Source organism: Streptomyces sp. M2CJ-2 (assembly GCF_016757295.1).
In the GTDB taxonomy this organism is placed as follows: domain Bacteria; phylum Actinomycetota; class Actinomycetes; order Streptomycetales; family Streptomycetaceae; genus Streptomyces.
The window spans coordinates 1-26,090 of the sequence record NZ_JAESIF010000079.1 but is presented as its reverse complement, the minus strand read 5'-3'; the positions used below and the strand labels follow the sequence as shown (position 1 = coordinate 26,090).

The window sequence follows — 26,090 nt, the reverse complement described above, 5'->3', positions numbered from 1 at the left end:
CGACAGATGCGCGCCGGACGGTCAACGGCTCTGGCCCGGGCCCCGGCGGCGGGGGCGCTGCGGGGCGCGGCGGCCTCGCCGTGCGGGCGCGGTCCGGCCCTCGACCTCGGCGGGGCCGGTGGCGGGTGCGGAGAAGCCGCCCGGGATGCCGGGCCGGGCAGCCGGTACCTGCACCGGGGCCTGGGCGGCGGTGGGCTGGGCGGCGCGGCGCCGGGGCTGAGCGGCGCGGGCGAGGACGGTGGCGTGCGCCAGCAGCGGGGCGCAGGCCTCGCACACCTCCTCGACGCTCCAGACGCGGCCGACGGTGGCATCGTGGCGCAGGATGAGCAGCACGGCGCCCGCGCAGTGCGTCCTGGCATCCGGGTGGGCGGCGCAGCGCTGGGAGCCGCAGTGGCACCAGGCGCGGGGGCGGACGGTGGCGGCCCTGGCGTGGGCGGCGGCGTGCCGGGCGGCGAACGCGCGCAGCGCCGCGAGGTCCTTGGAGCGGGGCGGCATCCGGCAGGCGGGGGTGCTGCAGGAGACGGTGGCGGAGCGGTCGCTGTGTCCGGTGATCCGGACGGTCCAGGCCCGTCCGGGGACGCGCTCGGTGGAGGGTTGGCTGTAGGCGGTCGTCACGGCCGTCCGTTCTGGCTGCTCGAGGGGTGTCGGTCCACTATGAGCTACCCGCTCGGTGGCCGGTAGCAGGCATCGACGGATGTCGGGCGCTGTCCCGGGAGAGGGCGCACCGTGATGGGCGGGTGTTCCGCCGGGCGGGCCCGGGCAGGCTCTCCAGGCGCGTCGGACAGGGACTGGGTGAAGGGGCCGCGGGCGGTGTCCCTGCTGCTCCACCTTGCCTGACATGTCTGCACCTGCTCGCCTCTCGCGGGGCCCGTGGCGTGTTGTCCATGCTGTGAAGAACTTCGGGCACGTCCACTTCGGGCGGCATGAGGAGGGTACGGAAGGCGTGCTGAAGTCACCGCGGCCGAGCAGGAACGGCAAGGTCAATGGCACCACGCGACAGCGCTTCCCGGAGGAGGTGCGGCGCATGCGGCAGCTGACCCGGGGCCAGGTCGCGGGTGTCGTGCCGGTGCTCGACGTCGGCCCGGGCGATCCGCCGCAGTAGTTCGTCATGCCGAAGGCCGTGAAACTGCCCGATGTTCTCAGCTTTGATGGGCGGCCGGCCGAGCTGCGGGAGGTGGTAGGGCGCTCCGCCAGGTGGCCGGCACTCTGGCCGGGCCGGCCGAGCGGGATATCTCGCACCGGGACATCAAGCCGGACGGTCGCGGGAGGGTGGCGGCCGGCAGTGGCGGTGGAGAACGGCCAGGCGCCGGGCCGGTGGCCCGGCGCGCGGTGTGCGCTGCGCCATGACCGGGTCCGGCCAGGGCGGCTGATGCGGAAGCGCGGGAAGGCGGGCAGCTCTCCCCTGCGCCGCACGGCCGTGAGGTCGTCGGTGGTGAAACCGTCGTCCACGGCGGTCCCTTCCCCGCTGTGCATCGCGGCGGCACGAAACGGCGCGTACCGGCGGTCACGGCAGTGCCGTCTTCGCGGGCAGGGCGTCTGTGCGGGCCGGGTCCGGGCGGACCGTGAAGCGGGAGACGGTGAGGTGGTTTCGCATCCGGTGCCCCTTCCGGCGGACCGGTGCCGGGAGGTGCGGCAGGCCGTGGGCGGCTGTCCGCAAGGGTGGCGTTTGCCCGGGACAGCGGCGACGGTCCCGTTTGGGTGAGTAGCATCCGGCAGCAACAACCCCCGTATGAAGGAGCGTGCCGCGTGGCCACCGAGCCGGAAGAGCCCACCACCCAGAGCCTGCGGAGCCAGTACGCGGCCCAGTTCGCCGGCCACCTCGCGGACAACCGGGAGGAACAGGCCCGTCTGCGCAAGCGTCTTGAGCAGCTCGAGGCGGACGAAGCCTGGCTGGTCAAGGCACTGGAGACGGTGTCCGCCCCGGCCGAGGCCGACGCCGGCGCCCGGGCGCCCGAGGGCGAGCCGGCACCGCCGCAGGACAACACGTCCGGGCCCACCGAGCCGGCCGAAGCGGCCGAGCCGTCCGAAGCGACCGATGTTGAGGCTTCCGCGGCGGTGCCCAAGCAGCGGCAGGACCAGCCGGCCGAGGCACCCGCGAAGAAGACCACGGCCAAGAAGACGGCCGCGAAGAGGAGCACGGCCAAGAAGGCGGCCGTGAAGGAGACGACGGCCAAAAAGGCCACCGCGAAAAAGCCGGAGGCGAAGAAGTCAGCAGCGAAGCAGACTCCTGCGGCGAAGAAGACGGCGGCCAAGACCGGTGAACCGGCCCTGGGAGAGCTGCTGTTGAGCGTCCTCGGCCAGCACGCCGGGCAGCCGCGCACCGCGGGCGAGGTCACCGGCGACCTGGAGCGGGAGTACCCCGAGCGGGCCCGGGACATCAACACCGTGCGCAACACCCTGGAGCGGCTGGTCGCCAAGAGCCGCATCGAGCGGACCAAGCAGAAGAACACCGTGCTGTACACCGCCGTGACCGAGTCCGCGCCCGCCGCGGACGACGCAGCCGCAGAAGCCTCCCCGGCCGCCGAGACGGCCGGCGCCGCGGCGACCGCGAAGGTGCCGGCGCAGGCCTAGTGAGGGCCGTGCCGCCCGTCTTGGCGCGCTGCACCGTCCCGGGCGTCGGCACCCGGCACGCTGCGACCGGCAAAGAAGTCGGATAACCGCGCGCCGACGGGGTAGAACGGACGCCGGGTGCCTTCCGGCTACGGACGGCCCTGCCCACAGACCAGCCGGGACCTCTCGGCGAGATCGAAGGACAAGCAGCATGGCCAGCGGCACCGTGAAGTGGTTCAACGCCGAAAAGGGCTTCGGGTTCATCGCCCAGGACGGCGGCGGCCCGGACGTCTTCGCCCACTACTCCAACATCACCGGCAACGGCTACCGGGAGCTGGTCGAGGGCGAGCCGGTCACCTTCGACGTGACCCAGGGCCAGAAGGGCCCCCAGGCCGAGAACATCGTGCGCGGCTGACAAAGGCAACTGCGCACCGCCCCGCGAGAGTGACTGGGTAGAGCGGCATCACCGACGCGGGGTGGAGCAACTCGGTAGCTCGCTGGGCTCATAACCCAGAGGTCGCAGGTTCACATCCTGTCCCCGCTACGAGAACGAGGGGCCCGGCACCAGCCGGGCCCCTCGCCACATCCAGCCTGTGCCGCTCGAAAAGTCATTGCCCCGGGTGGGAGTGGTGGTGGGGCGGCCGCTGGGAGCATGTCCGCGTGATCGTGTCCCGCTCGGAAATACGATTCCGGGTCTGGCCTGCAGCTTCTTCGTGTGGGGCAACGGCCTCCGCGGCGCCTGGGATGATCCTTCGATGCCACTGACGATCGTCACCGTGCTGGTCCGGAATCTGATCAAGGTGCCCGCTGCCGTGCTGCGCAGCCGCGTAGCGAAGGATGCGGAGGTGCCGGCGTTGCGGCACGAGAACGCGGTGCTGCGCCGCCAGATCGCCCGGGTCCGCTACGAGCCCGCCGACCGGATCTGGCTCGCCGTGCTCTCCCGGCTGGTCCCACGCGAGCGCCGGCGTCAGGTGTTCGCGGTCACCCCTACCGCGCTGCCGGCCTGGCACCGGCGATTCGTCGCCCGGAAGTGGACGCATCCTCAGCGCAGGCGCTCGGCCGGGGTGTCCCAGCCGAGCGTCTGCGTGACTGCCCGTCCGGTCTGGCGCGTGCTGTGCGTCGAAGAGCCGGTCGAGATCACGTACGGCAGGGATGCCTTCGTCGCCACTCCCCTGCCCGCTCGCCGCAGCGGTACGACGCCGACGAGAAGCCGTAGGACAGCCGCCTCCCGTACCGCAACGGCGGGTACACCGACCTCGCCCAACTGCACGAGACCGGAGGCCCCGTCGATCCGATGAAGGGGGCCTTCGCCCGGGCGGCCACCGCTTCGGGCGCCACGATCCTCGCCCGCCCGATCCGCGGCCCGACAGGACGCCGCCTCGGGCTCAGTGGCGCACGAGGGCCGCTTCGCCCCGGTCGATTCGCTCGCCGCGCACGGGCGGAGCGCCGCGCACGGCGCCGGCACTGGCCCGAGGGCTGAGGTCGAGGCGCCGGAGCAGCTGGGCGTTCATCGCCACCACGACGGTGGACAGCGACATCAGCAACGCACCCACGGCCATGGGCATGACGAAACCGACCGGGGCCAGCACGCCGACGGCCAGCGGCACGGAGACGAGGTTGTATCCGGCCGCCCACCACAGGTTCTGCTTCATCTTGCGGTACGAGGCGCGGGAGAGCTGGATGACCGACAGCACGGACCGCGGATCGTCGGAGGCGAGGATGACTCCGGCGGAGGCGATCGCGACATCCGTGCCGGCACCGATGGCGATGCCGACATCCGCCTGGGCGAGGGCCGGGGCGTCGTTGACCCCGTCACCGACCATGGCGACCTTCAGCCCCTCCGACTGGAGCTCCGCGACCTTGGCCGCCTTATCCTCGGGCCGCACCCCGGCGAACATGCGGTCGATGCCCAGTTCCCCGGCGACGGTGGCGGCCACCGCACGGGCGTCGCCGGTGATCATCACGACCTGGGTGCCCGCCGCGTGCAGGGCGTCCACCGCCTCGCGGGACTCCGGCCGGATCTCGTCGGCCAGCCGCAGCGCACCGATCACCCGGCCGTCGGCGAGGACGTGCAGAATGATCGCGCCCTCCTGCCGCCACGCGTCGGCGACGGGCAACTCGTCGAGGCCGTGCTCCTCGAGGAGGTAGGGACCGCCCACGGCGATCACGGTGCCGTCCACCACCGCCCGCACCCCCACGGCCGGGGAGGAGGAGAAGTCGGTGGCCCCGGGCACCTCCAGCCCGCGCGTCTGTGCCGCCCCGACGATGGCCGTGGCCAGGGGGTGCTCGCTGTCGCTCTCCGCCGCGGCGGCCAGGGCCAGCACGTCGTCCTCACCACGGCCGCCGGCGGGTTCGATCCCGGTCACCGTGGGCTCGCCCTTGGTCAGGGTGCCGGTCTTGTCGAACAGGACGGCGTCGACGGTGCGCATCTGCTCCAGCGCCATGCGGTCCTTGACCAGCACCCCGCCCTTGGCGGCGCGCTCCGTGGCGATGGAGACCACCAGCGGGATCGCCAGACCCAGGGCGTGGGGGCAGGCGATGACCAGCACCGTGATCACGCGGATCCAGGCCTGCTCGGGCGTACCCAGCAGCAGCCAGGCGGCCAAGGTGATCACGGCGGCGCCGAGGGCGAACCAGAACAGCCAGCCGGCGGCCTTGTCGGCCAGGCGCTGGGCGCGGGTGGAGGAGGACTGGGCCTCGGCGACCAGGCGCTGGATGCCCGCGAGGGCCGTGTCGTCCCCGACGGCGGAGATCCGCACCCGCAGCGCGCTGTCGGTCGCCACCGTGCCGGCGACGACCTGGTCGCCGACCCCGCGCCGCACCGGCCTGGACTCACCGGTGATCATCGACTCGTCGACGTCGGCCCCGCCGTCGACCACCTCGCCATCGGCCGGGACACGGCCGCCGGGGCGGACGATGACGACGTCACCAAGCTGGAGCTCCGACGGGGCGACCACGACGACGGTGTCACCATCGATCCTCTCCGCCTCGTCGGGCAGGAGTGCGGCGAGGGAGTCCAGGGCGGAGGAGGTCTGGGCGAGGGAGCGCATCTCGATCCAGTGACCGAGCAGCATGATCACGACCAGGAGGGCGAGCTCCCACCAGAACTCGAGCTCGTGGGACAGCACGCCGAGCGTGGCGCCCCAGGATGCGAGGAAGGCCACGGTGATGGCCATGCCGATCAGCAGCATCATCCCGGGCTTGCGGGCCGTGAGTTCACTGACGGCGCCGGTCAGGAACGGCCGGCCGCCCCAGACGTAGATCACGGTGCCCAGGACCGGCGAGACCCACGTGAGCCCGGGAACGTCCGGCAGGTCGTAGCCCAGGACCGTCGCGAACATCGGGCTGAGCAGCACGGTGGGAGCAGCGAGTGCGAGCATGATCCAGAAAAGTCGGCGGAACTGCCCGACATGGTCACCGTGACCGCCGTGACCCGTGTGAGACATGTCGTGACCGGAGTGCGGGTCCTGACCCCCGTGGCCGTCGTGGACGTGCTCATGCATGGCGTCGGTGTCCACCCCGCCGTGCCGGTCGTGCTCGGGCACCGGGCCATGCGTGGCCTCCCGGGCGTGATCCCGCCCCTCGCCTTGTATGCCTGGGGGCGATCCGTGCTCGTGGTGGGGCATGCTCATCGCTTCCTCTCCGGGCGCCCCTGCGGCCGAGACACCTCGACTGATACCCTAGGGGGGTATTATTGTAGACCGTGCGTGAACCGCTCGTATTCCCGACCGGGCCCGAACTTATGAGCTCCATCGCCTCATCGCGGATGGGCGGTTGATGCAGCTCGGGGCCGGTCGCCGCCTTCGGGGCGCCGTCCGCACAGGTCCGCGAGAGGCTGGGCAGGCCGGTCCGCCGGGGTGACGGCGGCCGGTAGATACTCCCCGTGGAGGGTGTGCCGCTCGAAAAGTCGTCGCCGCATGAGGGCGCTGGCACCCTCGGACACCACCGACAGGCGTGGCAGGTCCCTCGGGGTCGCCGTACTGGTCACAGGGGTCGATGCGACGCTGGAGCTCGGCCGCGAGGCCGACCAGGGCGTCATGGATGTCGGTAACGTCGGCGCGGTACGTCACCGTCAGCAGCCCCTTCGACCACTGGTGGGAGATCCGTTCAGCGTTGAGGACCAAGGCGTAGGCGCTGCGGTGCAGGAGCCGGGCCGTGAGAGTGCGGAGGACCGTCGAGCTGCCACCGCCGCTGCCGGTGCAGACCGGGTTGTGCGCGGCGATGTCCAAGTCGACGGAGACGATGCGGCCACCGACATCGATCCCGCCGACGGGTGCGGACTCGAGGGCCTTGGCCACCAGCTCAGGCACCTTGAGCCCTTTAAAAAAAGTCTTTCAGCAGGCCACCGCCCTGGCATCGACACGGCAGAGGTGAATCTCGAGTCCTGCAGAAGGTCGACGTCGTCAAGCGACTGCAGGACGAGGGGGTCGGTCGCGATGGTCGGCGACGGCATCAACGACGCGCCCGCCCTGGCCGCCGCCGACGTCGGCCTGGCCATCGGCACCGGCACCGGCACCGACGTGGCCATCGAGGCCGCCGACATCACTCTCATCTCCGGCTCGCTCGGCGGTGTCGTCACCGCGATCCGGCTGTCGCGGGCCACGATGCGCAACATCCGCCAGAACCTGTTCTTCGCCCTGGTCTACAACACCGTCGGCGTCCCCCTCGCCGCCGGCGCCCTGTATCCGCTGTGGGGCATCCGGCTCAGCCCGGTCATCGCCGCCGCGGCCATGGCACTCAGCTCGCTGTCGGTCGTCACCAACGCCTCCCGGCTGCGCCGCCGGCACCCCCCACCGCTGCCCGATGCCCATCCGGCGCGTGTGCGGCCCCGGGTCGAGTCCGCCGCCGACCGGGCCCGAGCCGGCAGCACGGCCGCCCCGGCGGGTCACGGGCACCACCCCGCCTCCCGGGACGACGGCGACAGCACGGTCACGGACCCGGTGTGCGGCATGCGGGTGGGCAAGGCGACCGCCGCCGAGCACCGGCACACCGAGCACGGCACCTACTCCTTCTGCTCCGCCCACTGCGCCACCACGTTCGACGCCGCCCCCGACCGCTACACCGCCCCCACGACCGGCGGCACGAGCGAGGAAGGCGACATGCGATGACCACCGCCGCCCCACACCACGAACACGAGCACACCCCGGTACCGGGATACGCCGACCACAAGGCCGACCACCTGGCCCGTCTGAACAAGATCGAAGGCCAAGTCCGCGGCATCTCCCGCATGGTCACCGACGACCGCTACTGCATCGACGTCCTCACCCAGATCAGCGCCGCCACCCGCGCCCCTCAGGAAGTCGCCCTCGGCCTCCTCGACGCCCACGTACGCGGCTGCGTCACCACCGCCGCCCGCACCGGCCCCGCCCGGGCCGAGGAGAAGTACGCCGAACTCACCGGCACCCTGCGCCGTGCCCTGCGTCTGTGAAGGTTGCCGAACCGGCCGGTACGGGCAGCGTCATTGGGGCGTGCCCGGCGGCAAGCATTGCGGACGCACTACCCCGTCCATGGGGGGTGAGCGCAGCTGCGGGCTCGGCGGGCCTCATGGGCCGGCCATCTCGGCAGGTGCACTTTAGGGGCGTTCCGCTTGGCTGTCCGGCCGGTGGAGCACGGTCCAGGTGCGGCCACCATCGGTGGATCCGTAGACGGTGTCGGTGCTGTCGGCGGCCAGCAGTTGCCGGGCGGTTACGGCGGTGAGCACGGCGGGCTCGCCACCGGTGGGCAGGCGGCCCTGTTCGGTCCATGTCTGGCCGCCGCGGCTGGTGACCACGCGGCCGTCCGCGGCCAGTGCGACCAGCAGCCCGGACTCCGGTTCGTCGACCGCCACCAGGGCCGGGGCGCCGGGGACGGCCCGGAAGCTGCGTGCGCCGTCACTGCTGTGGACGAGGCCCTTGCCGGTGGCCGCCCACACCGTCGCGGGGCTGTCGGCGTGGGCGGCCAGGTCGAGCAGCAGCAGACCGGCCCGGATGTCCCAGGTGCGGCCGCCGTCGGTGCTGGCCCACACCTTTCCGCTCTGGCTGTCGAAGCCGTAGAGGGTGTCGCCCGCCTGCTGGAGGGCGTGAAAGTCGGCCTCGCCCTCGGCGGAGAGGGTCTGCCACGTCTTGCCGGCGTCCGTGCTGCGGATCAGGCCCAGGTGGGGGGAGCGGGCGTCGGGGTCGGCCGGGGCGGGGTGGCCGCTGGCCAGGAAGGTGGACGGGCCGGTGACGGTGAAGCCCATGGTGTCCTGGTAGCGGTCGGCGACGCGGACCGCCGTGCCGCCGCCGAGGCGGAAGACGCCGTGGTGGCCGGCGGCGTAGACGGCGTCGTCGGCCGGGTCGATGCCCAGGCCGTGCAGGTGTCCGGTCCCCGGATCGGGGGCTGCGCTGTCCCGGCCGGTGCCGGCCGTGGTGTCAGGGGCGGAGCAAGCGGCAAGCAGCAGACCGACCGTGAGCAGGATCAGGGCACGCGGGCGGCGCCGCACTGTGCGAGTCATGAGGTGAAGTCCAAGCAGGAGGAGAAGAAAGACATCAGGGGGTGTGTCGGTGCGGGGCAGGCACCAGCGGTGCCCGCCCCGTTCTCGCGAGGCAGGGGTCAGTCCGTGCTGAGCAGCTTGTTCATCTGCTCGATCTCCGCGCTCTGCGAGGTGATGATCTCTCCGGCCATCTTCGTGGCGGGAACGTAGGCGCCGTCAGTCTGCTCGGTCTTCGCCATCCCGACCGCGCCTTCGTGGTGCTTGATCATCATTTCCATGAAGGCGGTGTCGAAGGCCTCGCCCGAGGCGTTCTCGAGCTCGGTCATCTCCTCGGCGCTCATCATGCCCTCCATGCCGCCGTGCATGGAGTGGTCCGTGGCGCCGTCGGCGGGCACCTCCTCGCCCCAGGAGGTCAGCCAGCCGGACAGGGTCTTGATCTCCGGATCCTGGGCCTTCTTGATGTCGGCGGCGAGCTTCTTCACCTCCGCCGACTGAGCCCTCTCGGGCGCCAGGTCGGCCATCTCGACGGCCTGGCGGTGGTGGGGGATCATCCCCTTCGCGAAGGCCACGTCGGCGGCGTTGTGCTGTCCCTGCGACGCCGAAACCGACGCCGGTGCGGAGGCGTGGCCGCCGTGTCCGGCCGAGCTGCCGTCGTCGCCGGTGCCGCCACAGGCGGCCAGGACGAGTGCCGCCGCACCGGCGGCAGCGACGGCGGCGGTGCGGCGGACGAGGGAACGCTTGCGGATCATGGTGGTGCAACTCCTTCACGCGCGCCGGTCGCGGCGCGTGGTGTCACGGGTTGTGAGGGCGTGCGAAAGCACGGAACCCGTCACCGGTCATCACCGGGGCACAAGGGTGCCGAGCGGGCCGCTCTATATCCGCAGAAGTTGCAGCTCGGAGAGGTCGGGCGGGGCCCGACCGTCATGGGCCGGCCCGGTGGCCGCCGCAGCGGGGGAAGGGGCGGCAGGCATGTCCAGTACCGCACTGGCCAGGGCCGGCGGCGTGTACGCCGAGCCCGTGCCGGCGGCCGCACACATCTCATCGGCATGATCGAGATCGCCCGATCCGCCGTCGATGGGCGCGCATCCCCCGTCCGCGTGCGCGACGCTGTCCGCCGCGGCCATCACCGTCTCGTGGCCGGCGCCCGGCTGCGCTGCCGGCACCCCGCCGGGCGCCAGAGCATGCATGCCCAGCACACCGGTCAGCACCGCCAGCACCAGCAGCGCAAGCGGACGCCCACTCGGGCGTCCGCTTGCCAGGGTGCGCGTGCGGGCCATGCCGCCATCGTATGGGGCCGCTGCACCGCACCGGCCGCGGGCACCGGCATAGCGGAGGAAAACGATGACATGGCGGTCGTAGCCGCCGTTCTTGGTGTGTGCGCCGTTGCAGGTGATCATCTGCAGCCGGCCTCCACACCACCGACGTTCCCTCCAGCGCCGGTTCCCGCCGGCAGCCGGGGCGGCGCCGGAGCGCACCTCGGGGAAGGCGGGCGCGAGGTCGCCGCGCCCACGGTCCAGGCCAGAGCCCTGCGCTGAAGGGAACGTCTAGCGGCGCTTGGCGGCCCGGCCGCGGTGGGCAGCGAAGCCGCCCAGGACGGCCGCCTTCACCAGGAAGGCCGCGAGGACCGCGCCCACGGCCCCTCCGGTCCAGCGCCAGTTCGCCGCCACGGCACCGCCCAGGCCCAGGTGGGCGGCGAGGACGAGCACCACGAGGGCGGCGAGGCCCAGCAGCTTCAGCCGCCGGCTCCGACCCGCGGCCGTCCCTGCCGATGCCCCGGGCGTGTCGGCTGCCCCGGTTGTGCCGGAGCGGTCCGGAGCGGCGACCGGCGCAGCCCGCTGCCAGCTCACCTGCAGTCCGTCGCGCCGGCCGAACCGCTCCACGTGTCCGGCCACCAGGGTCTGCAGCCGCTGGAGATTCTCCTCGCTCGCGGCCCCGACCCGCACTGTCAGTTCCTCCGGTGCGGTCCGGAGAGCGATCGTGCCCCACGGGAGGCTGACGCTGCCTTCGGTCTCGGGCCAGTCGACCCGGGCCTGTGCCGCCACGGCCCGCATCGCGCTCAGTGTCTGCGCGTCATCGCCGAGATGGGCGCGGGGCCGGTGACCGAGGTGACGGCCCGTGCGGGAGAAGTGCCTGCAGAGTTGGATGAGATACCGGCTCGGGCGGTCGGTGGCGACGTGGGCTTCGGCGCTCGGCATGGCGTTTCCTTCGCGAAAGGCGGATCAGGGCGGATCAGGGAAGCGAACCGGTCGGGTGGGGCATGGCCGTCCTTCCGCCGCGACGGTGGCCGGAAGCGCACCGCCGCCAGAATTATCGAGACAGTTTGTCTCTGTCAATGCACAGTGTCGGGGATGTAGCAGAATGTAGGCTGTGGCCGTGCCCAAACTGTGGACCGAGACGATCGACGCGCACCGCGCCGCCGTACGCACCGCCGTGCTGGACGCCACCGCAGCGCTGGTCGCAGAGCACGGGCTCGCGTCGGTGACGATGTCGCGGATCGCCAAGGACTCCGGGATCGGGCGCGCCACGCTGTACAAGTACTTCCCGGACGTCGAGTCGATCCTGCTCGCCTGGCACGAGCGCCAGATCGGCCACCACCTCGAGCACCTGGTGCGGGTCCGCGACCAGAGCACGGATGCCGGTGAACGGCTCGAGGCCGTGCTGCGGGCCTTCGCCCTCAGCAGGCACGACACCAGCGGCCACCACGAGAGCGGCCTGGTGGCCTTCCTGCACCGCGACCCGCAGGTCGCCCGGGCCCAGGGGCAGCTCCACAGCATGATCGAGGAGTTGCTGGCCGACGGCGCACGCCAGGGCAGCGTCCGCGGCGACGTTGCGCCCGGTGAACTCGCGAGCTACTGCCTGCACGCCCTCACCGCGGCCGGCGTCCTGCCCACCCAGGCCGCGGTGCACCGTCTCGTCACGGTCACCCTGGCCGGAATTCATTCCGCAGCCGCCGCTGCGGCACCCGCGCCGGGCACGGACGCCTCCGCCCATCCGCCGCACCGCTCCGAGCACCGGCCTGCCCCGGGCTCTCACCGCCAGGACTGAGACCGTCACGATCGCCGGCGGGTGCACCGACGCGTGCACCCGGTGCGCCGGGACAGCCGCCGGCGCGGCCGTGGCGCTGTTGCCCGTGCGGTGGGGGCAAGCCCCAGGGGCGATGGGCAGGGCGCGCGCAGGACTCGCGTGGACTGACCGGGGTGCTCGGGGTCCCGCACCGCGCCGGAGCCTCCCGTCCGCCCGGACAGTCGCGGGGCCGCGGCTACTTACGGCGCTCGGCGTGATGATACCCGGCAAGCGTCCCAAAGGGGCGCATGGCGCGCCGGCCCCCGGCAGCACAGGAGCGGCCCCGTGCCCACTTCCATCAACGACATGCTGTCCCCGGCCGCGCGTAGGCCAGGAGCGCACTGAACTTCGGGCACTGGAGAGAGTGGGGGCCGGTTGGAGGTGTCGGTGTCTTCCTCGAGGACGACCGGTTCTTCGATTCCGGCCTCGTCCAGGACGAGGTTCTGCCGGGCGGTCGACTGCTGGTCGGTCGAGACCCGCTTGTAGGTCAGGTTCGCCATCGGGGCCCTCTCCGCGTGGAGGAACGGACCCTGTCTGTCGTCAAACCCTGTCATCGATCACCATCGGATCTGATGGGGTCGGCGCCGCCCCGGTGCCCGGGGATGGCCGGGTTCATTGGACGCCCGCCGCGTCTGTCGGCAGACGATGGCCGACAGACGCGGCGGGCTTCGGGGTCATGCGTCGTGGAGTTCCGCTTGAACGCGGCGGGAGGGGCGGAAGGTGTAGAGGTCGAGGATGCCGGGCGGATCGGCCAGGCCCGGTCCGCCGTCCTTGATCCAGGCCGTGATGTCGGAAGTGGCGTCGGGGTCGTTGACCAGGCCGAGCCAGACGGGGCGCCCGCCGGCCTTGCGGCCGGCCGCGGAGGGCTGGACGACGATGACGTTGGCGCGCTCGCAGGCGTCGAGGCAGTCGGTGACCCGGACGGTCGCCGTGCCGCCCAGGGCCTGGCGCAGGTCGCGCAGTTGGGCTGGGTGGTCGAGGCCGCCGATCTTGGGGGTGCCGCAGCAGCAGCCGCGGCAGACGGTGACGGTGGGCCGTGCCGCGCCCGTTACGGGGGTCGCGCGGCGGGTGCGTTTGCTCATGCGGTGTCCTTGGCGAGGTGGGGCCAGGCGGCCTCGCGCAGCAGGCGCAGGCCGTTGAGGCCGACGATGACGGTGGAGCCCTCGTGTCCGGCGACGCCCAGGGGCAGGGGAAGGGTGCCGATCAGGTCCCAGGCGACCAGGACGGCGATGAACACCCCGGCAATGACCAGGTTCTGGATGACCATGCGGCGGGCGGTGCGCGAGAGCTGTACGACGGACGGGACGGTGGCCAGCTCGTCGCGGACCACGACGGCATCGGCGGTCTCCAGGGCGAGGTCGGAGCCGGCCTTGCCCATCGCGATACCGGAGTGCGCGGCGGCCAGCGCGGGGGCGTCGTTGACGCCGTCGCCCACGACCAGCACCCGCCGCCCCTGGGCCTCCCACTCCTTGACGGCGGCCACCTTGTCCTGGGGCAGCAGCCCGGCGCGGACCTCGGTGATGCCGACCTCGGCGGCCAGATGCTTCGCGGCGCGTTCGTTGTCGCCGGTCAGCAGCACCGGGATGCGGCCGGTCAGCCGGGTGAGGGCGGCGACGGTGGCCGCCGCGTCCGGCCGCAGCCGGTCCGCGACCCCCAGCACGCCCACCGGGACCCCGTCGTGCAGGACGACGACCGCGGTCCGGCCGGCCCCCTCCAGCTCGGCCACCACCTCCCGGTGCGGCTCGTGGGCGGCACCGTCCAGCAGCCGGGCGGGTGCGCCGATCGTGACCGCGTGGCCGTCGACGGTGGCGGTGACGCCCTGCCCCGGGGTGGAGGTGAAGCCTTCGACGTCGGACAGGGGCCGGCCGCGTTCGCGGGCGGCGGCGACCACGGCGCGGGCAAGGGGGTGCTCGCTGGGGTGCTCGGCCGAGGCGGCGAGGGCGAGCACCTCGTCCTCGTCCAGGGCGCTGCCGGGCAGCGGGCGGATGTCGGTGACGCGTGGGGTGCCCTCGGTGAGGGTGCCGGTCTTGTCCAGGGCGACGGTGTCGATCTGGCCGAGGCGTTCCATCACGACGGCGGACTTGACGAGCACGCCGCGGCGGCCGGCGTTGGCGATCGAGGACAGCAGCGGCGGCATGGTGGAGAGCACCACCGCGCACGGCGAGGCGACGATCATGAAGGTCATCGCCCGCAGCAGGGCCGAGTCGAGCGTGTCGCCGAAGGCGAGCGGGACGGCGAAGACGGCGAGGGTCGCGAGGACCATGCCGATCGAGTAGCGCTGCTCGATCTTCTCGATGAACAGCTGGGTGGGGGCCTTGGTCTTTGAGGCTTCCTCGACCATCGTCACGATCCGGGCAATCACCGAGTCCGACGGATCCCGATCCACGCGCACGCGCAGGGCGCCGGTGCCGTTGACGGTGCCGGCGAACACCTCGTCCCCGGCCTGCTTGGCCACCGGCAGGGGTTCGCCGGTGATGGTGGCCTGGTCCACGTCGCTGGCCCCGTCGAGGACCTGGCCGTCGGCGCCGACCCGCTCCCCGGGGCGGACCAGGATGGTGTCCCCGACCGCCAGGTGCTCGGTGTCGACGGTCTCTTCGGTGCCGTCCGGCAGGAGCCGGGTGGCGGTGGTGGGGGCGAGGTCGAGCAGGCCGCGCACGGAGTCGGCGGTGCGGGCGGTGGCGACCGCTTCCAGGGCGCCGGAGGTGGCGAAGATGACGATCAGGAGCGCGCCGTCCAGGACCTGGCCGATCGCGGCGGCCCCGAGGGCGGCGACGACCATCAGCAGGTCCACGTCCAGCGTCTTGTCCTTCAGGGCCTTCAGGCCCTCCCAGCCCGGCTCCCAGCCGCCGGTGACGTAGGTGGCGGCGAACAGCGGTCCCCACAGCCAGGCCGGGGCGCCGAGCAGGTAGAGGGGGAGGGCGAGCAGGAACAGCACCAGCGCGGCGAGCGCCCACCGGGCCTCCGGCAGCGCCAGCAGGCGGGTGCGGCGCCGGGGCGGGGCTGGCCGCGGGGCGCCGACGGGCGGCGCGGACCGCTGCTGGTCCAGGACGGAAGACATGGCGAAGCAACCCTTCACGGGCGGGACGGGGCGACACCTCCACCCTACAGGAACGTATGAACATCTCTTCAGTCGTCATTGGTAGGATGGGGGCATGGGCCACGGACGCGACACCACCACCAGCACCGCCAGCACCCGCGAACGCCTCGACGCGGTCGGCACCACCGACGTCGCCGCCACCCTCCAGGCCCTCGCCACCCCCTCACGGCTGTACATCCTGGCCCGGCTCCAGGAGGGCCCCTGCTCGGTCGGCGACCTCGCCGCCGCCGTCGGTATGGAAGCCTCCGCCTGCTCCCACCAGCTCCGGCTCCTGCGCAACCTCGGCCTGGTCACCGGCGAACGCCACGGCCGTTCGATCGTCTACTCGCTGTACGACAACCACGTCGCCGAACTCCTTGAGCAGGCCCTCTACCACGTCGAGCATCTGCGCCTCGGCCTGCGCGACACCCCGGCCCAGGCCCCGGCCGCGGCGGCCGGCGCCGGTTGAGTCATCCCTGGCCCAGCCACCGCATCCGCCCTCGCCGTGCATCCGTCCATCGGAGCGGAGGTCCGCCAGGTGGCGGGCTCGCACCGGCCGGTTGGCAAGGACGCTCCGGACTCCTGGCGGATGGCCACGGCAGGAGCATGCGCAGACCCTGGAGCACGTGACGTGGAATGTGTCGACCGCTCGTGCTCCGCGTCGTGGAGCCGGCGCTGACCGCCCTGCGGCGGCCGCTGGAAGGACGTCACCACGACAGGCCGGGCCAAAGAGGAGGGCAGACCCATGACGATCCGCCTGACGCTTCTGTGCGCGCCCCCGGCAGACACGGTCTTCGGTGACGCCCCGCCCAGTGAGTGCGAACTCCGAGGCGCGGGCGCCGCCGTGGCATCGCTGCCCGCGCACGCGCCGGCCATGAGATCGCCTTCGTCCGGCTCGGCGCTGACCGCCGCAGCCCTCGGGCTGACGGCCGCAGCGGAGCCCGCACTGCGCGACCTCGACCGCGGCACCTGGCGCGGCCGCACGGTGGCCGACATCGCCGCCGCGGACCCGTACGGATACAGCGCCTGGCTCACGGACCCGGATGCCGCGCCGCACGGAGGCGAAACCGTCCGCGAACTCTGCCGCCGCATCGCGCACTGGCTCGGCGCCCTGCCGCCGGACACAGGCCGCGCGCTGGCCATCGCCGAACCGGCCGTGGTGCGGGCCCTACTCCTCCATGCCTGGTCCGTACCAGTCCGAGCCTTCTGGACGCTCCGGGTACCGCCCCTGCACCCCGTCTCCCTCACGTGGCGCGATGGCGTCTGGAGCGCCCAGCCGACCGCCACGTCTTGCGCCCGCGGCCCTGGTCGGCCTCCGGCTCCTCCCCTCACCGTGCTGACCGCGCCCCGGCGCACGGTCAGCGACCGCGGCCCCCGCCTCCGCGGAGACAGAGTGGCCTGACCCAGGCCAGCCGATATGGGAGGGGCGCGTCCGGCGACGCTGTCGGCCTGATAGTCCACTGGCTAGAGCGTGACAGGCAGGGATGCGCTGTCCAGCGGCTCGCGCCGCATCCCGAAGCGTCGGCCGAGGCCCCGGCCGTCGTGGCCGGGACCAGTGCCGGAGCAGCCGCGTCACCTCACCCCGGTACCGGAACCGGCTCGGCCGCGAGGTACCCGGCGCGGTGCAGCCGTGACACCAACCCCGCGCACACCAGCCCGGTGCCGGCCAGAGCGGCCCATGGCAGCCAGCGCACACCGGTGTCGAACAACGCCCCCACGGCCAGGTTCCCCAGCGAGATCGCGAGGCCGGAGGCGGTGTGGTAGGCGCCGTAGTACGTCGCGACCAGCCGGTCGCCGGAAAGCCGGACCACGGTGTCCATCTCGAACGGGTAGAGCAGCGCCCCGCCCCAGGCCAGCAGCGCCGCACACAGCGTCAGCGCCCCCACCCCCACGGCGGGGTCGTACGACGCGGGCAGCAGCGGCAGGAACGCCGCCCCCATCAGCACCAGCCCGTACACGATCGCCCGCGGCCCGGGCAGGCTCCGCTTCGCCCAGGCGGTCAGCTTCAGCTGGCCGGACAGCGCGGCCAGCGCCGAGACGGCGAAGACCGCGCCGGTCACCACCCCGGCCCGCTCCCCGAACAGTTCACGGGCGCGGAGCGGCAGGGCGAGGTAGACCTGGAAGGCCAAAACGTACGAGCCCGCCATGGCGGCGGCGAAGAGCAGGAAGGGCCGGTTGGCGGCGATGGTGCGCCAGTCGGCGGCCACCGCCCGCCACGCCGGCTCCGCGCTGCGGCCGGCCGGCGGACGAGGCGGCAGGGCATGGGCCTGCAGGACGGCCAGCGCGCCGAAGATGAGCGCGGCGACCGCACACACCACGCCGAAATCCCAGGTCAGGAGGGCGAGCCCGGCGAGCGGGCCGACGAGGATGCCCGCCTGGTAGAAGACATTGAAGGCGGCGAACGCCTCCACCCGCCGGTCCTCACCGGCGTCCGCCGCCAGATACGCGCGCACGGCCGGATTGAACAGCGCCCCGGCCAGGCCCGTCAGCGCCGAAGCGACGATCAGCGCGGGCAGGCTGTCGGCCACCGCGAGCAGCCCGAAGGCGACCGTCCGCAGGGCGCACCCGGCCAGGATCAGCGGTTTGCAGCCGTAGCGGTCGGCGAGCGTGCCGCCGACCAGGAACATCCCCTGCTGGGACAGGTTGCGCACGCCCAGCACCAGGCCGACCGCCCAGGCGGCGAGCCCGAGGCCGTGGGACAGGTGGTCGGCCAGGTAGGGCATGAGCATGTAGAAGCCGAGGTTGATGGCGAACTGGTTCACCATCAGCAGCCGGGCCGGGCGGTCGAAGGAGGCCAGCTGGGCCCGCAGCCGCCTCATCGCACACCCGCCTTCGCCTCAGCCTGGCGCCCCAGCGGATCCCGCACCCGGCCGCACCGCGTCCAGGAGGTCACCACGCACTCGTCCGGCTCGGCGATCTCCTCGGGCCCCGGCGGGGGTTCCTGGCCGAGGAGGCCGTGCTCGCGGCACCAGGCGTCGTTGTAGACGGTCTCCAGGTAGCGGTGCGGGCCGTCCGGGAAGACGGCGGCGATGCGCGTACCGGCGGGGTACGTCCGTGCCGCCCACCCGGCCACCAGCGCCACCGCACCGACGCTCCAGCCGCCGGACGCGTAGTGCCGGCGGGCGAGCTCACGGCAGGCCCACACCGCCTCGGCCGGGGCCACCCAGTGGACCTCGGTGAACGCGTCATAGTCGACGTTCGACGGGTGGATGCTGGAGCCCAGTCCCCGCATGAGACGTGGCCCGGCCGGCTGTCCGAAGATCGTGGAGCCGATGGCGTCCACCCCGATCAGCCGCAGCTCGGGGCACCGCTCGCGCAGCCCCGCGGTGATGCCGGCCGAGTGGCCGCCCGTGCCCACCGCCGCCACCAGCACGTCGACGCGGCCGAGCTGTGCGATGAGCTCGGCGGCCAGCGGCCGGTAGGCGGCCGTGTTGTCGGGGTTGTGGTACTGGTCCGGGCAGTAGGCGCCCGGAGCGGCATCCAGGAGGTCGGCGACGCGCTCGCGGCGGGCCCGCTGCCAGCCGCCGTCGGGATGCGGTGCCGCGACCTGGTCGACGCGTGCGCCACGTGCGGTGAGCAGGCGGACCATCGACGGCTCCATGCCCGGGTCGGTGACGACGGTGACCGGATGGCCGTACGTCAGCCCGGCCAGGGCGAGTCCGAGGCCTAGGGTGCCGCTGGAGGATTCGACGATCGGTGCACCGGGCGCGAGGTCGCCGCGGCGCCGCGCCTCGCGGATCATGTGCAGGCCGGGGCGGTCCTTGATGCCGCCCGGGTTGGCGCCTTCCAGCTTGGCGTGGAAGCCGCGGCCGGGTGGGGCGAAGGGCTCGTCGATCCACAGGAGGGGGGTGTGGCCCACCAGGTGGGCCGGGCGGCGGGCGGTCACGGACAGCGGGGCGTGCGCCCCGCGGTGTGCGAGCAGGGGGACGTGCATGGGCGTGCGGCTCCTTCGCACCCGCGTCTTGCGTCGGCGGGTGCGGTCGTTGCGGTGCATGGGCGCGCGGGCACGCCTCGGCCACCGTGTCGGGGCGCGGGCGGGGCGTGCGGGCGCGCCTAGAAGCGCCAGACGCAGTGGAGCGCGAGGGTGCCACGGCTGTCCGTGGCACGCGCGGCATGAGGTGGCCCGGCCCAGGCGGCGTACGCGGCCGTGGCCCCCGCCACCGGGGGCGGTGCGACGTCCGCACAGAGGTGACCGGACCCGAGGACGACGGTGGCATCGGCGGAGGCCCTGGGCCGGTCCGCCGCGTGCTCGATGTGATCGTCGGCCTCGTGGTGATGCGCGGGAGCGTGGTCATCGCTCTCGTGGTCGTGCCCGAGAACCGGGCCGCGTCCGTGGCCGGTGCCGGCTTCCGGGTGGGTGGAGGCTGCGGCTTCGATGCCGACCGCCAGATGGGGGCCGTCGTACGAGGAGCCGTGTACGGTGCCCGCCAGATGGGCGACGATCAGCAGGACAAGCCCCAGCAGCGGGCCGACATGGCCCGACCGCCCGGGGATCCCTGTTCCGATCCGCCTACCGCCCACATGCGGAGCGTAATGGAATGATTGCTTTCTGTTGCGCTGGGCGGGCGGCGTGCCGGGGTGTGTCGACCTCGGGGATTCGCTGGACGGAAGCGGACGGCCACAAACCCGTGCCGTGACCGAAAGCCCTCCGGCGACCGACTGCCTGATTGCCCCGCGGTGCGCGCAGACCGGCGGGGCACTCGACGTCGCTTCCGTGAGGGAGCCTGCGCTGCCCGAACCGGACCTCGCCTCCAGGCCTGAGCCCACCAGGAGCCGAACGGCCCCAGCACCCGGTTCACCAGCCTCAACCGTGCCGAGGCGGGCAGGAAGCGGCAGCCGGCTGCCTGGTGAACGACCGCGTACAGCCCCCACGACCGGCCGAGCGGGGGTCCGGCTGCCAGTGCGGCGCAGGCGTCGGAGCCGCCCCGAACACCAGCCGCCTCCCGCGTCCCGCGCACCAGGAGCCGGACCTCTGCCCCGGTCTCGCGCAGCAGGGCCGCGCTCTCCGGGGCCGACCGGCCGGCCCCGACCTGTCCGGCGAACGTCGCGAGGTCGGCGTGCCGCGAGCTTTGCGAGACGAGTCCCTTTGGTGCGAGCACCGCCACCGGTTCGGGAACGTATGCGAAGCCGTCCATGCCGCCGGCCACCACCACGGTACGCGCCCGCACCTTCTCCCCGGAGGCCAGTTTGAGACGGAAGCCGTCAGCTTGCCGGTCGACGCCCAGGACACGGATGTTCTCCACTCTGCCTCGGACGGGCGAGGGGCCGGGCGGGCCGGGACCCCGCCGCGCAACTCACGTGTGCCGCCCTATCGGACGTGGCGCGCGGGCCGGTCGGCGAGGTGGAGCAGGTGCTCGAGGGGGCCCCGCCGGAAGAGGCGGGTCCACACGGCCGCCAGGAGCGTGGCGGCCGCGATGAAGCCCAGGAGTGCCGGCAGCGCGTTCATGGTGTCGGCCTCGATCGCGGCCACGTACCAGACGTCGGCGAAGAACCAGAGGGCGACGATGTGCAGGACGTAGACGGTCAGCGCCATCGTGCCGACCGCCGCGACGGGGGTGGCCAGGCGGGTGAGCCGCGGCAGCCGGGCGGCGACGGTCAGACACGCGGCCAGCACCACGAGGGCGACCCCCGTGTTGCCGAGGATCGAGAAGGTCGTCTGGCTGTGCGGCGCGCCCACCAGCAGCCAGGCGAGCGGGGTGTGGTTCTCGGGTTCGCCCACTGCGTCGGACCACCATCCCGAGGCCGCCGAACCGCCGCCCGTGGCGCCCGCGACGGCGGTGAGAGCGTGCGGGACCAGGCGCAGGGCCAGCCAGGAGCCGCCGTAGCCGGACAGGGCGAGCGCTCCGCCGGCCAGGGCCAGCCGGGAGCGGATGCCGGGCCGGGTGAGATCGAGTTTGGCCACTGCCATGCCCGCGGCCAGGAACGGCATCCAGGTGAGGACCGGATACTCTCCCGTGAACAGCAGTTCGATGATCCCGCCGGTGTCGGTGGCCCGGGCCAGCGGGTCGCCGGCGGCGATGGCGTCCGCCCAGGTCCCGCCCTCGATCGACCGGCGGATCGCGTAGAGGACCTGGGGCAGGATCAGTGCGCCCGCGCCGGCGATGAGCGCGAGCGTTTTGGCCCGCAAGCGGTACAGCGGGAGGACGGTCAGGAAGAGCAGCCCGTAGAAGCTGAGGATCACGTCGACCCCGGTGTCCAGGGCGGTCAGGGCGTAGCCGACCCCCAGGAGGACGGCGGCGCGGATCACGATCCGGGCCACCGCCTGTCGCCCGGACCGCCCGGTCCTGGGGTGCGGGCGGCGTTGTCAACTTGTTGTGGGCGCTGCGGGTTAAGGGTGCGGCCGGGGTGATGGGGCTCCGTGCCGGCCCTGGGTCACGCCGCTGTGGGTACAGCGACCGCGCCGGTGACCTGGGCCCAGATCGCGAAGCAGATGGTCATCTTCAGGCGGTGTTCGGCGGCGGTGAGCAGGTGGCGCCGGGGCCTGAAGTGGGAGGAGATACCGCTGAACGCGGACAGGAACCGCTGGGCTGCGCCGACGCTGCGGAAGCCCTTCATCGCGCGTTCGCGCTGCCGGGTGGGCTGGTGGCTGTTCTCCGCCCGGTTGTTGAGGTACTTCGACTGCCGGTGCTCGACGGAGGGCATCAGCTCCCGGTGGGCGGCGCCGTAGGAGCGGAGCTTGCCGGTGACCAGCACCCGTGGCACCCGGCGCTGTTTCCTCATCAGCTTGGCCAGGAACCGCTTCGCAGCCTTCGCGTCGCGCCGGGACTGCACGAGGATGTCCAGCACGGTGCCGTCCTGGTCGACGGCCCTCCACAGGTAGTACCGCACCCCGTTGATTTTCACGAAGACCTCGTCGAGGTGCCACTTTTCACCGGCCCGCGGCCCGCGGCGGCGAAGCCCGGCGGCGTACTCGGGCCCGAACCTGGCGCACCACTGCCGGACCGTCTCGTAGGAGACGATCACACCTCGCTGGAGCAGCAGCTCCTCGACCTCCCGGAAAGAGAGTGGGAAGCGGTGATACAGCCACACCGCGTGCGCGATGATCTCCGCCGGGTAGCGGAAGCCCTTGTACGACGGAGCTGCGGCCTCCATGCTGTCCCTCCCCGGACCCGGCAAGCCAACTCGAAGATCATCGTATCGGCAGGCCAGCAGCCAACCTGACAATGCCGCTGGCGGCCATCGATGAGGACTGGAACTGCCCGTGGCCGCTGGACTGGCAACGCCACTACCGCATCCTCGCCGACCTCGCCGCCGATGAGGCCGACGGTGTGCTGCCGGCCGTCGCACCCGGGGTGCTGATGGACGGCGACGACATCGGGCGGTGGCTTCAGCGGCAGAAACAGCCGGGCACCTGGAAGCAGCTGGCGACCGAGCAGCAGCAACGGCTGACCGCGCTGGGCGTACAGCCGCTTGAGGCCCCGTCTCCCGCTCCGACGGCCAAGAGCAGTGGGAAGAGCTTGAGCAAAGCCCAGCAAGCCTTCCAGTGCGGCCTGACCGCCCTCGCACAATGGGTCGAACGGGAAGGCTCCCACCGGCCGGTACCACGCGGGCACAGCGAACAGATCACCGTCGACGACGAGACAGAACCGATGACCGTGAAACTGGGCGTATGGATCTCCAACACCAAGACCCGCCGCGACAAACTCACCCAGGAACAACTGAACGCGCTGCAGGAACTAGGCATCCAGTGGGCGTAGCCGTCGCTGGCTGGGGTGATGTGAGCTTCGGTGCGGGTCAGCTGCGTAGGTTTTCGTTGCTCTGGCACAGAAATACAACGACAACGTCACCAAGTCGACGGCACCCAATGCTGCCGTCTCCACCGCGGTGTATGACGACGCGGATCAGACGCCGGCTGAACCAGCGGCCGGGATGCACTTCCGGGTGGGGCTGGGCCGGCAGGGCGTCGTTGTCCGGATTTATGCCGGGGTGCCCGGGTGGGTGGGTGAAAGCGGGTGTTCGGGGTGGAATGCTGCAGGCAGAACCCCGGCCCGATTCCAGCGGGCCGGGGTCTTTGCGTGGTGCCGGGGCGGCGGTTCGGTCAGCGTCCGCCGTGTCCGCCGAATCCGTTGTTCCCGCCGCGTCCGCCGAATCCTTCGTTCCCGCCGTGCTTGCCGAAGTGGTGGACGACCCGGAAGCTGCCCACCACTCCGTTCTTGACGAAGACGCCGCCCCTGACGTGCCCGGGGTGCACGCCGTCGCTGGAGCTGTGCGGTCCGACGGTGGCGATGGGGGCGCCGTTGTCGCAGGTGGCTCCGCGGAAGACCTCGACGGTCCTGCGGCTGTCGTTGCGGATGTTCAGGCTGCGCGAGCCCAGACCGCTCACGATGGTGACGCAGCCGCCCGGGTGGGCGGAGAACGACCGCTCGTTGATGTGGATCCGGCCTTCGAACTCCCGGCCCTCGAAGCCCCGGCCTTCGTGGTCCTTGCCCTCGAAGCCCCGGCCTTCGTTGCCCTCGCCGGATTCGCCGCCCAGGGGGGCCGCGGCGGGGGCGGCTGCCTGCTGGACCGCGGGGGCGGCCTGGGCCGGCTCGTAGGCGGACGCCGAGGCGTAGGTGATACCGGTGGCGGCCAGGGCCGCGGCGGCCGCGACGGCCGCGGTAACGACGGTGGGACGAGTCTTCATCACACGTTTCTCCTGTCTCGGGAAATCGGCCAGCAGCCGACTCGTGATGAACGTACTGACCGATTCCCATATCTGTCATATCGAGAGATAAGGGGAATTCAGCAGATTGACTCCAATCAGGTCACAGGGGGCGCCCGCATGCTGTGTCATGGCGCGCTGACGTGTAATCAGCTTGCTTTTCCTGTAGTGGACTTGATGCACCGGTACGCCGTCCGGGGGACTTTTCCGGCGCCCGCTCACCCGCGGCCGCGGCGTGTCGCTTGTTGACACGCTGGGTGAAACCGGTCTCCCCATGGTGCTACCGGGCGGGGTGCTCGGGCGCGCGGGCGGGCCCATGGCGCGGTGCCGTCTGCAGGATGAGGTTCCCGCAGAACGTCCCGGTGGAAGCGAAGACCTGACGCCGGCTCGAGGTCCTCGTCACCGGGCACCCGCGGCCGGCCGGCGGGCCCGCCCGAGCGCCCCGGACGCGTGCCCGCCGCCCAGGGCGGGCTGTGCCCACGGTGCCGGGGGCGGCTCGCCCGGCGAACCGGAACCCGGCTCGCCGGGTCCCCGCGCGCCACCGCGCGAGCAGGCCAGGAACATGATGCCTCTCGCCGCGAGCCAATCGCGGACACCCGGGGCCGGCGTGTCCGGTACCCGGCCCCTTCGCGCTTTTCCGCTCACCCGCACCGCCCCCGTTGCCGACGGCGGGCGGCACGCTGTCGTAGACCCGGGTGGGCGGCCGCAGAAGCCGCCGCCGGCCTCCTCCCCCGGGCCCAGGGCACCAGAGCTGCCGCACCCGCGCCCGAGCCGGCCCCGAACGCCGGCGAGTCAGAGGTCGCGCAGACAGGCGGCCGGCAGGGACCAGCGGGCAGACAGGACAGGCACAGGTTCCGTGATCGTGGAGTTGCGACGCTCTGTGAGCACAGGCAAGACCTGCGGCTGCGCGCCATCACGGCCGGAATGCCGTCGCCGACACCGCACCTTCACCGACAACCCAGCTGTCTCCCCGGCTCTGCCGCCTTACCACCTACCGCGATCGCAGCAGCGCAGGGTGCTGTGGACGGGGCGCACACGACCCGCGCGCCCTGGAACCCGCCGCCGCCCACGGCGATCCCGGTGAGGAAGAACAACGCGCGCCGGGCGAGAATCCGGCATGACCGACCGCCGCCCCCTGGGCACCGGACCGACCCGCACCGCCACCAAAGCGGACACCGAGCTGCCGCCCGCGCCACGCGCCCAGCTCGCCGCCGAACGCCCGCCCGCCACCCCGGCCGCCGGCGACCCGAGGCCCGCACGCCCGCGTCCGGCCGGACGCCGCACCCTGGCCACCGGCCCCGGCGGTAATCCGCAGCCACCCACAGCCGAATGCACAACTGCGCAGCCTCCCACGGTCTGACGGCCCAGCCCGGCCCTAAAGATCGAACTCCAGGTGCTCGACGTCGGTGAACTCCACCTCCAGGCCGTGGGCGCGGCGGCCGCCGTCGCGGAAGTACACCTCCCCCAGGCCTTCGGCGGCGATGCCGCGCAGCCGCCGCTCGCCGGTGCCGGTCTCCTGGGCGGCGAAGAGGCGGGCCGCGTACTGCGGGGGCAGGGCGATGGCCAAGTGGCGGATACGGGCGTCGTCGGTGGTGCCGGGGGCGGCGGTGAAGCCGAACCGGGCAGGGCGGCCTGTGTTCACACGGGCGGTCAAGGGGTGATCGCCTTGGAAAGCGAGGTGTCGGTGAGCAACCTGGCCCAGGCGACGCTGGTGGCGGTCAGGAAGACCGGCACGGCACCCGCCGGGTCTTGACGGTAGCGCCGCAGGGGCTGCCGCGTCTTCAGCCGCCGACGGGTGGCGGCTTCTTCGGCCGGCGCCCATCGGCGGCCGGGCAGGGCGGGCCCGGGCAGCTTCGACGACGCAGCGACAGTGGCCGGGAGCCAGCCGGCAGGGCGCTCTACAAGGCGCCGGACAAGGCGTCCTGCAGAGCGCCGCACAAAGCGCCTCAACCGTGCACGGACGCGAGGAAGAATCGCAGGTCAGCGCGCTGGCCAAGGAGGGCCCGCCGCACCGACTACTTCCTGAGGCACCCCTCCGGCCGCGGGAACGTACGACCCGAGGCGCCGTCGGCCTCCGCTGCCGCACTCCTGCTTCCCTGTCCCGGACGCTCCAGCGGCCGGGCCAGCGCGGAGGCCGGCCGACGCGCACCACCACGTCCACGCCGCCGATCCCCCGGCGAGCCGGCCTCTGCCCCATCCCTTCTCCTTCCTGCTGGTGGGCGGCTGAGGAGGCTCTAGGGCCTGTTCGGGGTCGTGATCTCGGTTCCGATGCCCGCATCCGGCGAGGGCGGCCGAGCTGGTAGAACACC

General features: G+C 72.7%; 22 protein-coding genes, 1 tRNA gene and 4 pseudogenes. 12 read left to right on the top strand and 15 right to left on the bottom strand.

Translation table 11 applies throughout. The annotated features are described in order from the left end of the window. Positions 1–21 precede the first annotated feature (21 nt). Positions 22–615 carry a hypothetical protein gene (locus JL475_RS33385; protein ID WP_202281942.1) on the bottom strand — a complete coding sequence of 198 codons (594 nt, stop codon included), beginning with the start codon at positions 613–615 and terminating at the stop codon, positions 22–24. A 328-nt stretch (positions 616–943) separates the two neighbouring features. Between JL475_RS33385 and JL475_RS33380 the strand changes: the two genes are divergently transcribed. The 5 genes from JL475_RS33380 (at position 944) to JL475_RS40595 (ending at position 3,848) form a co-directional block, all read left to right on the top strand. Continuing rightward, entirely contained in the window at positions 944–1,102 is a 159-nt protein-coding gene (locus JL475_RS33380; protein WP_202281941.1) for a hypothetical protein, read from the top strand. Between the two features lie 644 nt (positions 1,103–1,746). Then, on the top strand, positions 1,747–2,571 hold the full coding sequence (locus JL475_RS41570; RefSeq protein ID WP_202281940.1) for a BlaI/MecI/CopY family transcriptional regulator: 825 nt from the start codon (positions 1,747–1,749) through the stop codon (positions 2,569–2,571). A gap of 190 nt (positions 2,572–2,761) precedes the next feature. Then, positions 2,762–2,965 carry a cold-shock protein gene (locus JL475_RS33370; RefSeq protein ID WP_030850640.1) on the top strand — a complete coding sequence of 68 codons (204 nt, stop codon included), beginning with the start codon at positions 2,762–2,764 and terminating at the stop codon, positions 2,963–2,965. 55 nt (positions 2,966–3,020) lie between these two features. Further along, positions 3,021–3,094 (top strand) — tRNA-Met (locus JL475_RS33365). 211 nt (positions 3,095–3,305) lie between these two features. Further along, positions 3,306–3,848, top strand: a complete 543-nt coding sequence (locus JL475_RS40595; protein ID WP_237409016.1) for a hypothetical protein — start codon at positions 3,306–3,308, stop codon at positions 3,846–3,848. An 87-nt stretch (positions 3,849–3,935) separates the two neighbouring features. On the opposite strand, the gene JL475_RS33355 is transcribed toward JL475_RS40595, so the two are convergent. Then, positions 3,936–6,095: a heavy metal translocating P-type ATPase gene (locus JL475_RS33355; protein ID WP_307825237.1), complete on the bottom strand. Its 2,160-nt coding sequence runs from the start codon at positions 6,093–6,095 to the stop codon at positions 3,936–3,938. 885 nt (positions 6,096–6,980) lie between these two features. Here JL475_RS33355 and JL475_RS33350 point away from each other — a divergent pair. After that, a pseudogene (locus JL475_RS33350) lies at positions 6,981–7,658 on the top strand (HAD-IC family P-type ATPase); the annotation flags it as partial. Beyond that, positions 7,655–7,978 (top strand): metal-sensitive transcriptional regulator, encoded by a 324-nt coding sequence (locus JL475_RS33345; RefSeq protein ID WP_202281938.1) that lies wholly within the window; start codon positions 7,655–7,657, stop codon positions 7,976–7,978. The pseudogene JL475_RS33350 and the gene JL475_RS33345, both read left to right, overlap by 4 nt. A 144-nt stretch (positions 7,979–8,122) precedes the next feature. Here JL475_RS33345 and JL475_RS33340 read toward each other — a convergent pair whose 3' ends face one another. The 4 genes from JL475_RS33340 to JL475_RS33325 all read right to left on the bottom strand — a co-directional run bounded on the left by JL475_RS33340 (position 8,123) and on the right by JL475_RS33325 (position 11,196). Beyond that, a complete protein-coding gene (locus JL475_RS33340) occupies positions 8,123–9,022 on the bottom strand; it encodes a F510_1955 family glycosylhydrolase (protein ID WP_202281937.1) in 900 nt (299 codons plus the stop codon). 98 nt (positions 9,023–9,120) lie between these two features. Then, positions 9,121–9,750 (bottom strand): DUF305 domain-containing protein, encoded by a 630-nt coding sequence (locus tag JL475_RS33335; protein WP_202281936.1) that lies wholly within the window; start codon positions 9,748–9,750, stop codon positions 9,121–9,123. A 123-nt stretch (positions 9,751–9,873) separates the two neighbouring features. Continuing rightward, positions 9,874–10,278 (bottom strand): DUF6153 family protein, encoded by a 405-nt coding sequence (locus JL475_RS33330; protein WP_202281943.1) that lies wholly within the window; start codon positions 10,276–10,278, stop codon positions 9,874–9,876. A gap of 267 nt (positions 10,279–10,545) precedes the next feature. After that, positions 10,546–11,196 (bottom strand): DUF2218 domain-containing protein, encoded by a 651-nt coding sequence (locus JL475_RS33325; RefSeq protein WP_202281935.1) that lies wholly within the window; start codon positions 11,194–11,196, stop codon positions 10,546–10,548. A 178-nt stretch (positions 11,197–11,374) separates the two neighbouring features. On the opposite strand from JL475_RS33325, the gene JL475_RS33320 reads away from it, so the two are divergent. After that, positions 11,375–12,046, top strand: coding sequence for a TetR/AcrR family transcriptional regulator (locus JL475_RS33320; RefSeq protein WP_202281934.1), 672 nt, complete (start codon positions 11,375–11,377; stop codon positions 12,044–12,046). Positions 12,047–12,738: 692 nt separating this feature from the next. Here JL475_RS33320 and JL475_RS33315 read toward each other — a convergent pair. Both JL475_RS33315 and JL475_RS33310 read right to left on the bottom strand, forming a co-directional pair. After that, entirely contained in the window at positions 12,739–13,146 is a 408-nt protein-coding gene (locus JL475_RS33315) for a (2Fe-2S) ferredoxin domain-containing protein (RefSeq protein ID WP_202281933.1), read from the bottom strand. Then, the gene (locus JL475_RS33310; RefSeq protein WP_202281932.1) at positions 13,143–15,122 is read right to left on the bottom strand and encodes a heavy metal translocating P-type ATPase; all 1,980 of its coding nucleotides are present in this window, start codon (positions 15,120–15,122) and stop codon (positions 13,143–13,145) included. Before JL475_RS33310 ends, JL475_RS33315 begins: the two co-directional genes overlap by 4 nt. A gap of 94 nt (positions 15,123–15,216) precedes the next feature. Here JL475_RS33310 and JL475_RS33305 point away from each other — a divergent pair, with 94 nt between their 5' ends. Together JL475_RS33305 and JL475_RS33300 are read left to right on the top strand one after the other, a co-directional pair. Then, the gene (locus JL475_RS33305; protein ID WP_202281931.1) at positions 15,217–15,609 is read left to right on the top strand and encodes a metalloregulator ArsR/SmtB family transcription factor; all 393 of its coding nucleotides are present in this window, start codon (positions 15,217–15,219) and stop codon (positions 15,607–15,609) included. 276 nt (positions 15,610–15,885) lie between these two features. Further along, positions 15,886–16,542, top strand: a complete 657-nt coding sequence (locus tag JL475_RS33300; RefSeq protein ID WP_202281930.1) for a histidine phosphatase family protein — start codon at positions 15,886–15,888, stop codon at positions 16,540–16,542. 175 nt (positions 16,543–16,717) lie between these two features. Here JL475_RS33300 and JL475_RS33295 read toward each other — a convergent pair whose 3' ends face one another. From JL475_RS33295 to JL475_RS33275, 5 genes and pseudogenes are all read right to left on the bottom strand, one after another. Continuing rightward, positions 16,718–17,959, bottom strand: a complete 1,242-nt coding sequence (locus JL475_RS33295; RefSeq protein ID WP_202281929.1) for an MFS transporter — start codon at positions 17,957–17,959, stop codon at positions 16,718–16,720. Then, positions 17,956–19,074 carry a PLP-dependent cysteine synthase family protein gene (locus tag JL475_RS33290; protein ID WP_202281928.1) on the bottom strand — a complete coding sequence of 373 codons (1,119 nt, stop codon included), beginning with the start codon at positions 19,072–19,074 and terminating at the stop codon, positions 17,956–17,958. The genes JL475_RS33295 and JL475_RS33290 overlap by 4 nt, the downstream gene beginning before the upstream one ends. A gap of 119 nt (positions 19,075–19,193) precedes the next feature. Next, positions 19,194–19,661, bottom strand: a complete 468-nt coding sequence (locus JL475_RS33285) for a hypothetical protein (RefSeq protein ID WP_202281927.1) — start codon at positions 19,659–19,661, stop codon at positions 19,194–19,196. 787 nt (positions 19,662–20,448) lie between these two features. Then, positions 20,449–21,438 (bottom strand): annotated as a pseudogene (locus tag JL475_RS33280) (DUF418 domain-containing protein); the annotation flags it as partial. A 74-nt stretch (positions 21,439–21,512) separates the two neighbouring features. Next, positions 21,513–22,232, bottom strand: coding sequence for an IS6 family transposase (locus JL475_RS33275; RefSeq protein WP_202281925.1), 720 nt, complete (start codon positions 22,230–22,232; stop codon positions 21,513–21,515). An 83-nt stretch (positions 22,233–22,315) separates the two neighbouring features. Here JL475_RS33275 and JL475_RS33270 point away from each other — a divergent pair. Next, positions 22,316–22,837 (top strand): annotated as a pseudogene (locus JL475_RS33270) (helicase associated domain-containing protein); the annotation flags it as partial. 341 nt (positions 22,838–23,178) lie between these two features. On the opposite strand, the gene JL475_RS33265 reads toward JL475_RS33270, so the two are convergent. After that, on the bottom strand, positions 23,179–23,763 hold the full coding sequence (locus JL475_RS33265; RefSeq protein WP_237409015.1) for a hypothetical protein: 585 nt from the start codon (positions 23,761–23,763) through the stop codon (positions 23,179–23,181). 1,135 nt (positions 23,764–24,898) lie between these two features. Here JL475_RS33265 and JL475_RS33260 point away from each other — a divergent pair. Next, positions 24,899–25,141, top strand: a complete 243-nt coding sequence (locus JL475_RS33260; protein ID WP_202281923.1) for a hypothetical protein — start codon at positions 24,899–24,901, stop codon at positions 25,139–25,141. A 15-nt stretch (positions 25,142–25,156) separates the two neighbouring features. On the opposite strand, the pseudogene JL475_RS33255 reads toward JL475_RS33260, so the two are convergent. Beyond that, positions 25,157–25,405 (bottom strand): annotated as a pseudogene (locus tag JL475_RS33255) (XRE family transcriptional regulator); the annotation flags it as partial. Positions 25,406–26,090: the final 685 nt, after the last annotated feature.

Bases quoted from the DNA above. Each gene is read 5' to 3' on its own strand.
- JL475_RS33310 (WP_202281932.1), bottom strand. From the start codon at position 15,122: ATGTCTTCCGTCCTGGACCAGCAGCGGTCCGCGCCGCCCGTCGGCGCC.
- JL475_RS33295 (WP_202281929.1), bottom strand. From the start codon at position 17,959: ATGAGGCGGCTGCGGGCCCAGCTGGCCTCCTTCGACCGCCCGGCCCGG.
- JL475_RS33325 (WP_202281935.1), bottom strand. From the start codon at position 11,196: ATGCCGAGCGCCGAAGCCCACGTCGCCACCGACCGCCCGAGCCGGTAT.
- JL475_RS33265 (WP_237409015.1), bottom strand. From the start codon at position 23,763: ATGAAGACTCGTCCCACCGTCGTTACCGCGGCCGTCGCGGCCGCCGCG.
- JL475_RS33305 (WP_202281931.1), top strand. From the start codon at position 15,217: ATGGGCCACGGACGCGACACCACCACCAGCACCGCCAGCACCCGCGAA.
- JL475_RS33345 (WP_202281938.1), top strand. From the start codon at position 7,655: ATGACCACCGCCGCCCCACACCACGAACACGAGCACACCCCGGTACCG.
- JL475_RS33300 (WP_202281930.1), top strand. From the start codon at position 15,886: ATGACGATCCGCCTGACGCTTCTGTGCGCGCCCCCGGCAGACACGGTC.
- JL475_RS33335 (WP_202281936.1), bottom strand. From the start codon at position 9,750: ATGATCCGCAAGCGTTCCCTCGTCCGCCGCACCGCCGCCGTCGCTGCC.
- JL475_RS33370 (WP_030850640.1), top strand. From the start codon at position 2,762: ATGGCCAGCGGCACCGTGAAGTGGTTCAACGCCGAAAAGGGCTTCGGG.
- JL475_RS33275 (WP_202281925.1), bottom strand. From the start codon at position 22,232: ATGGAGGCCGCAGCTCCGTCGTACAAGGGCTTCCGCTACCCGGCGGAG.
- JL475_RS33260 (WP_202281923.1), top strand. From the start codon at position 24,899: ATGACCGACCGCCGCCCCCTGGGCACCGGACCGACCCGCACCGCCACC.
- JL475_RS33340 (WP_202281937.1), bottom strand. From the start codon at position 9,022: ATGACTCGCACAGTGCGGCGCCGCCCGCGTGCCCTGATCCTGCTCACG.
- JL475_RS40595 (WP_237409016.1), top strand. From the start codon at position 3,306: ATGCCACTGACGATCGTCACCGTGCTGGTCCGGAATCTGATCAAGGTG.
- JL475_RS33315 (WP_202281933.1), bottom strand. From the start codon at position 13,146: ATGAGCAAACGCACCCGCCGCGCGACCCCCGTAACGGGCGCGGCACGG.
- JL475_RS33330 (WP_202281943.1), bottom strand. From the start codon at position 10,278: ATGGCCCGCACGCGCACCCTGGCAAGCGGACGCCCGAGTGGGCGTCCG.
- JL475_RS33290 (WP_202281928.1), bottom strand. From the start codon at position 19,074: ATGCACGTCCCCCTGCTCGCACACCGCGGGGCGCACGCCCCGCTGTCC.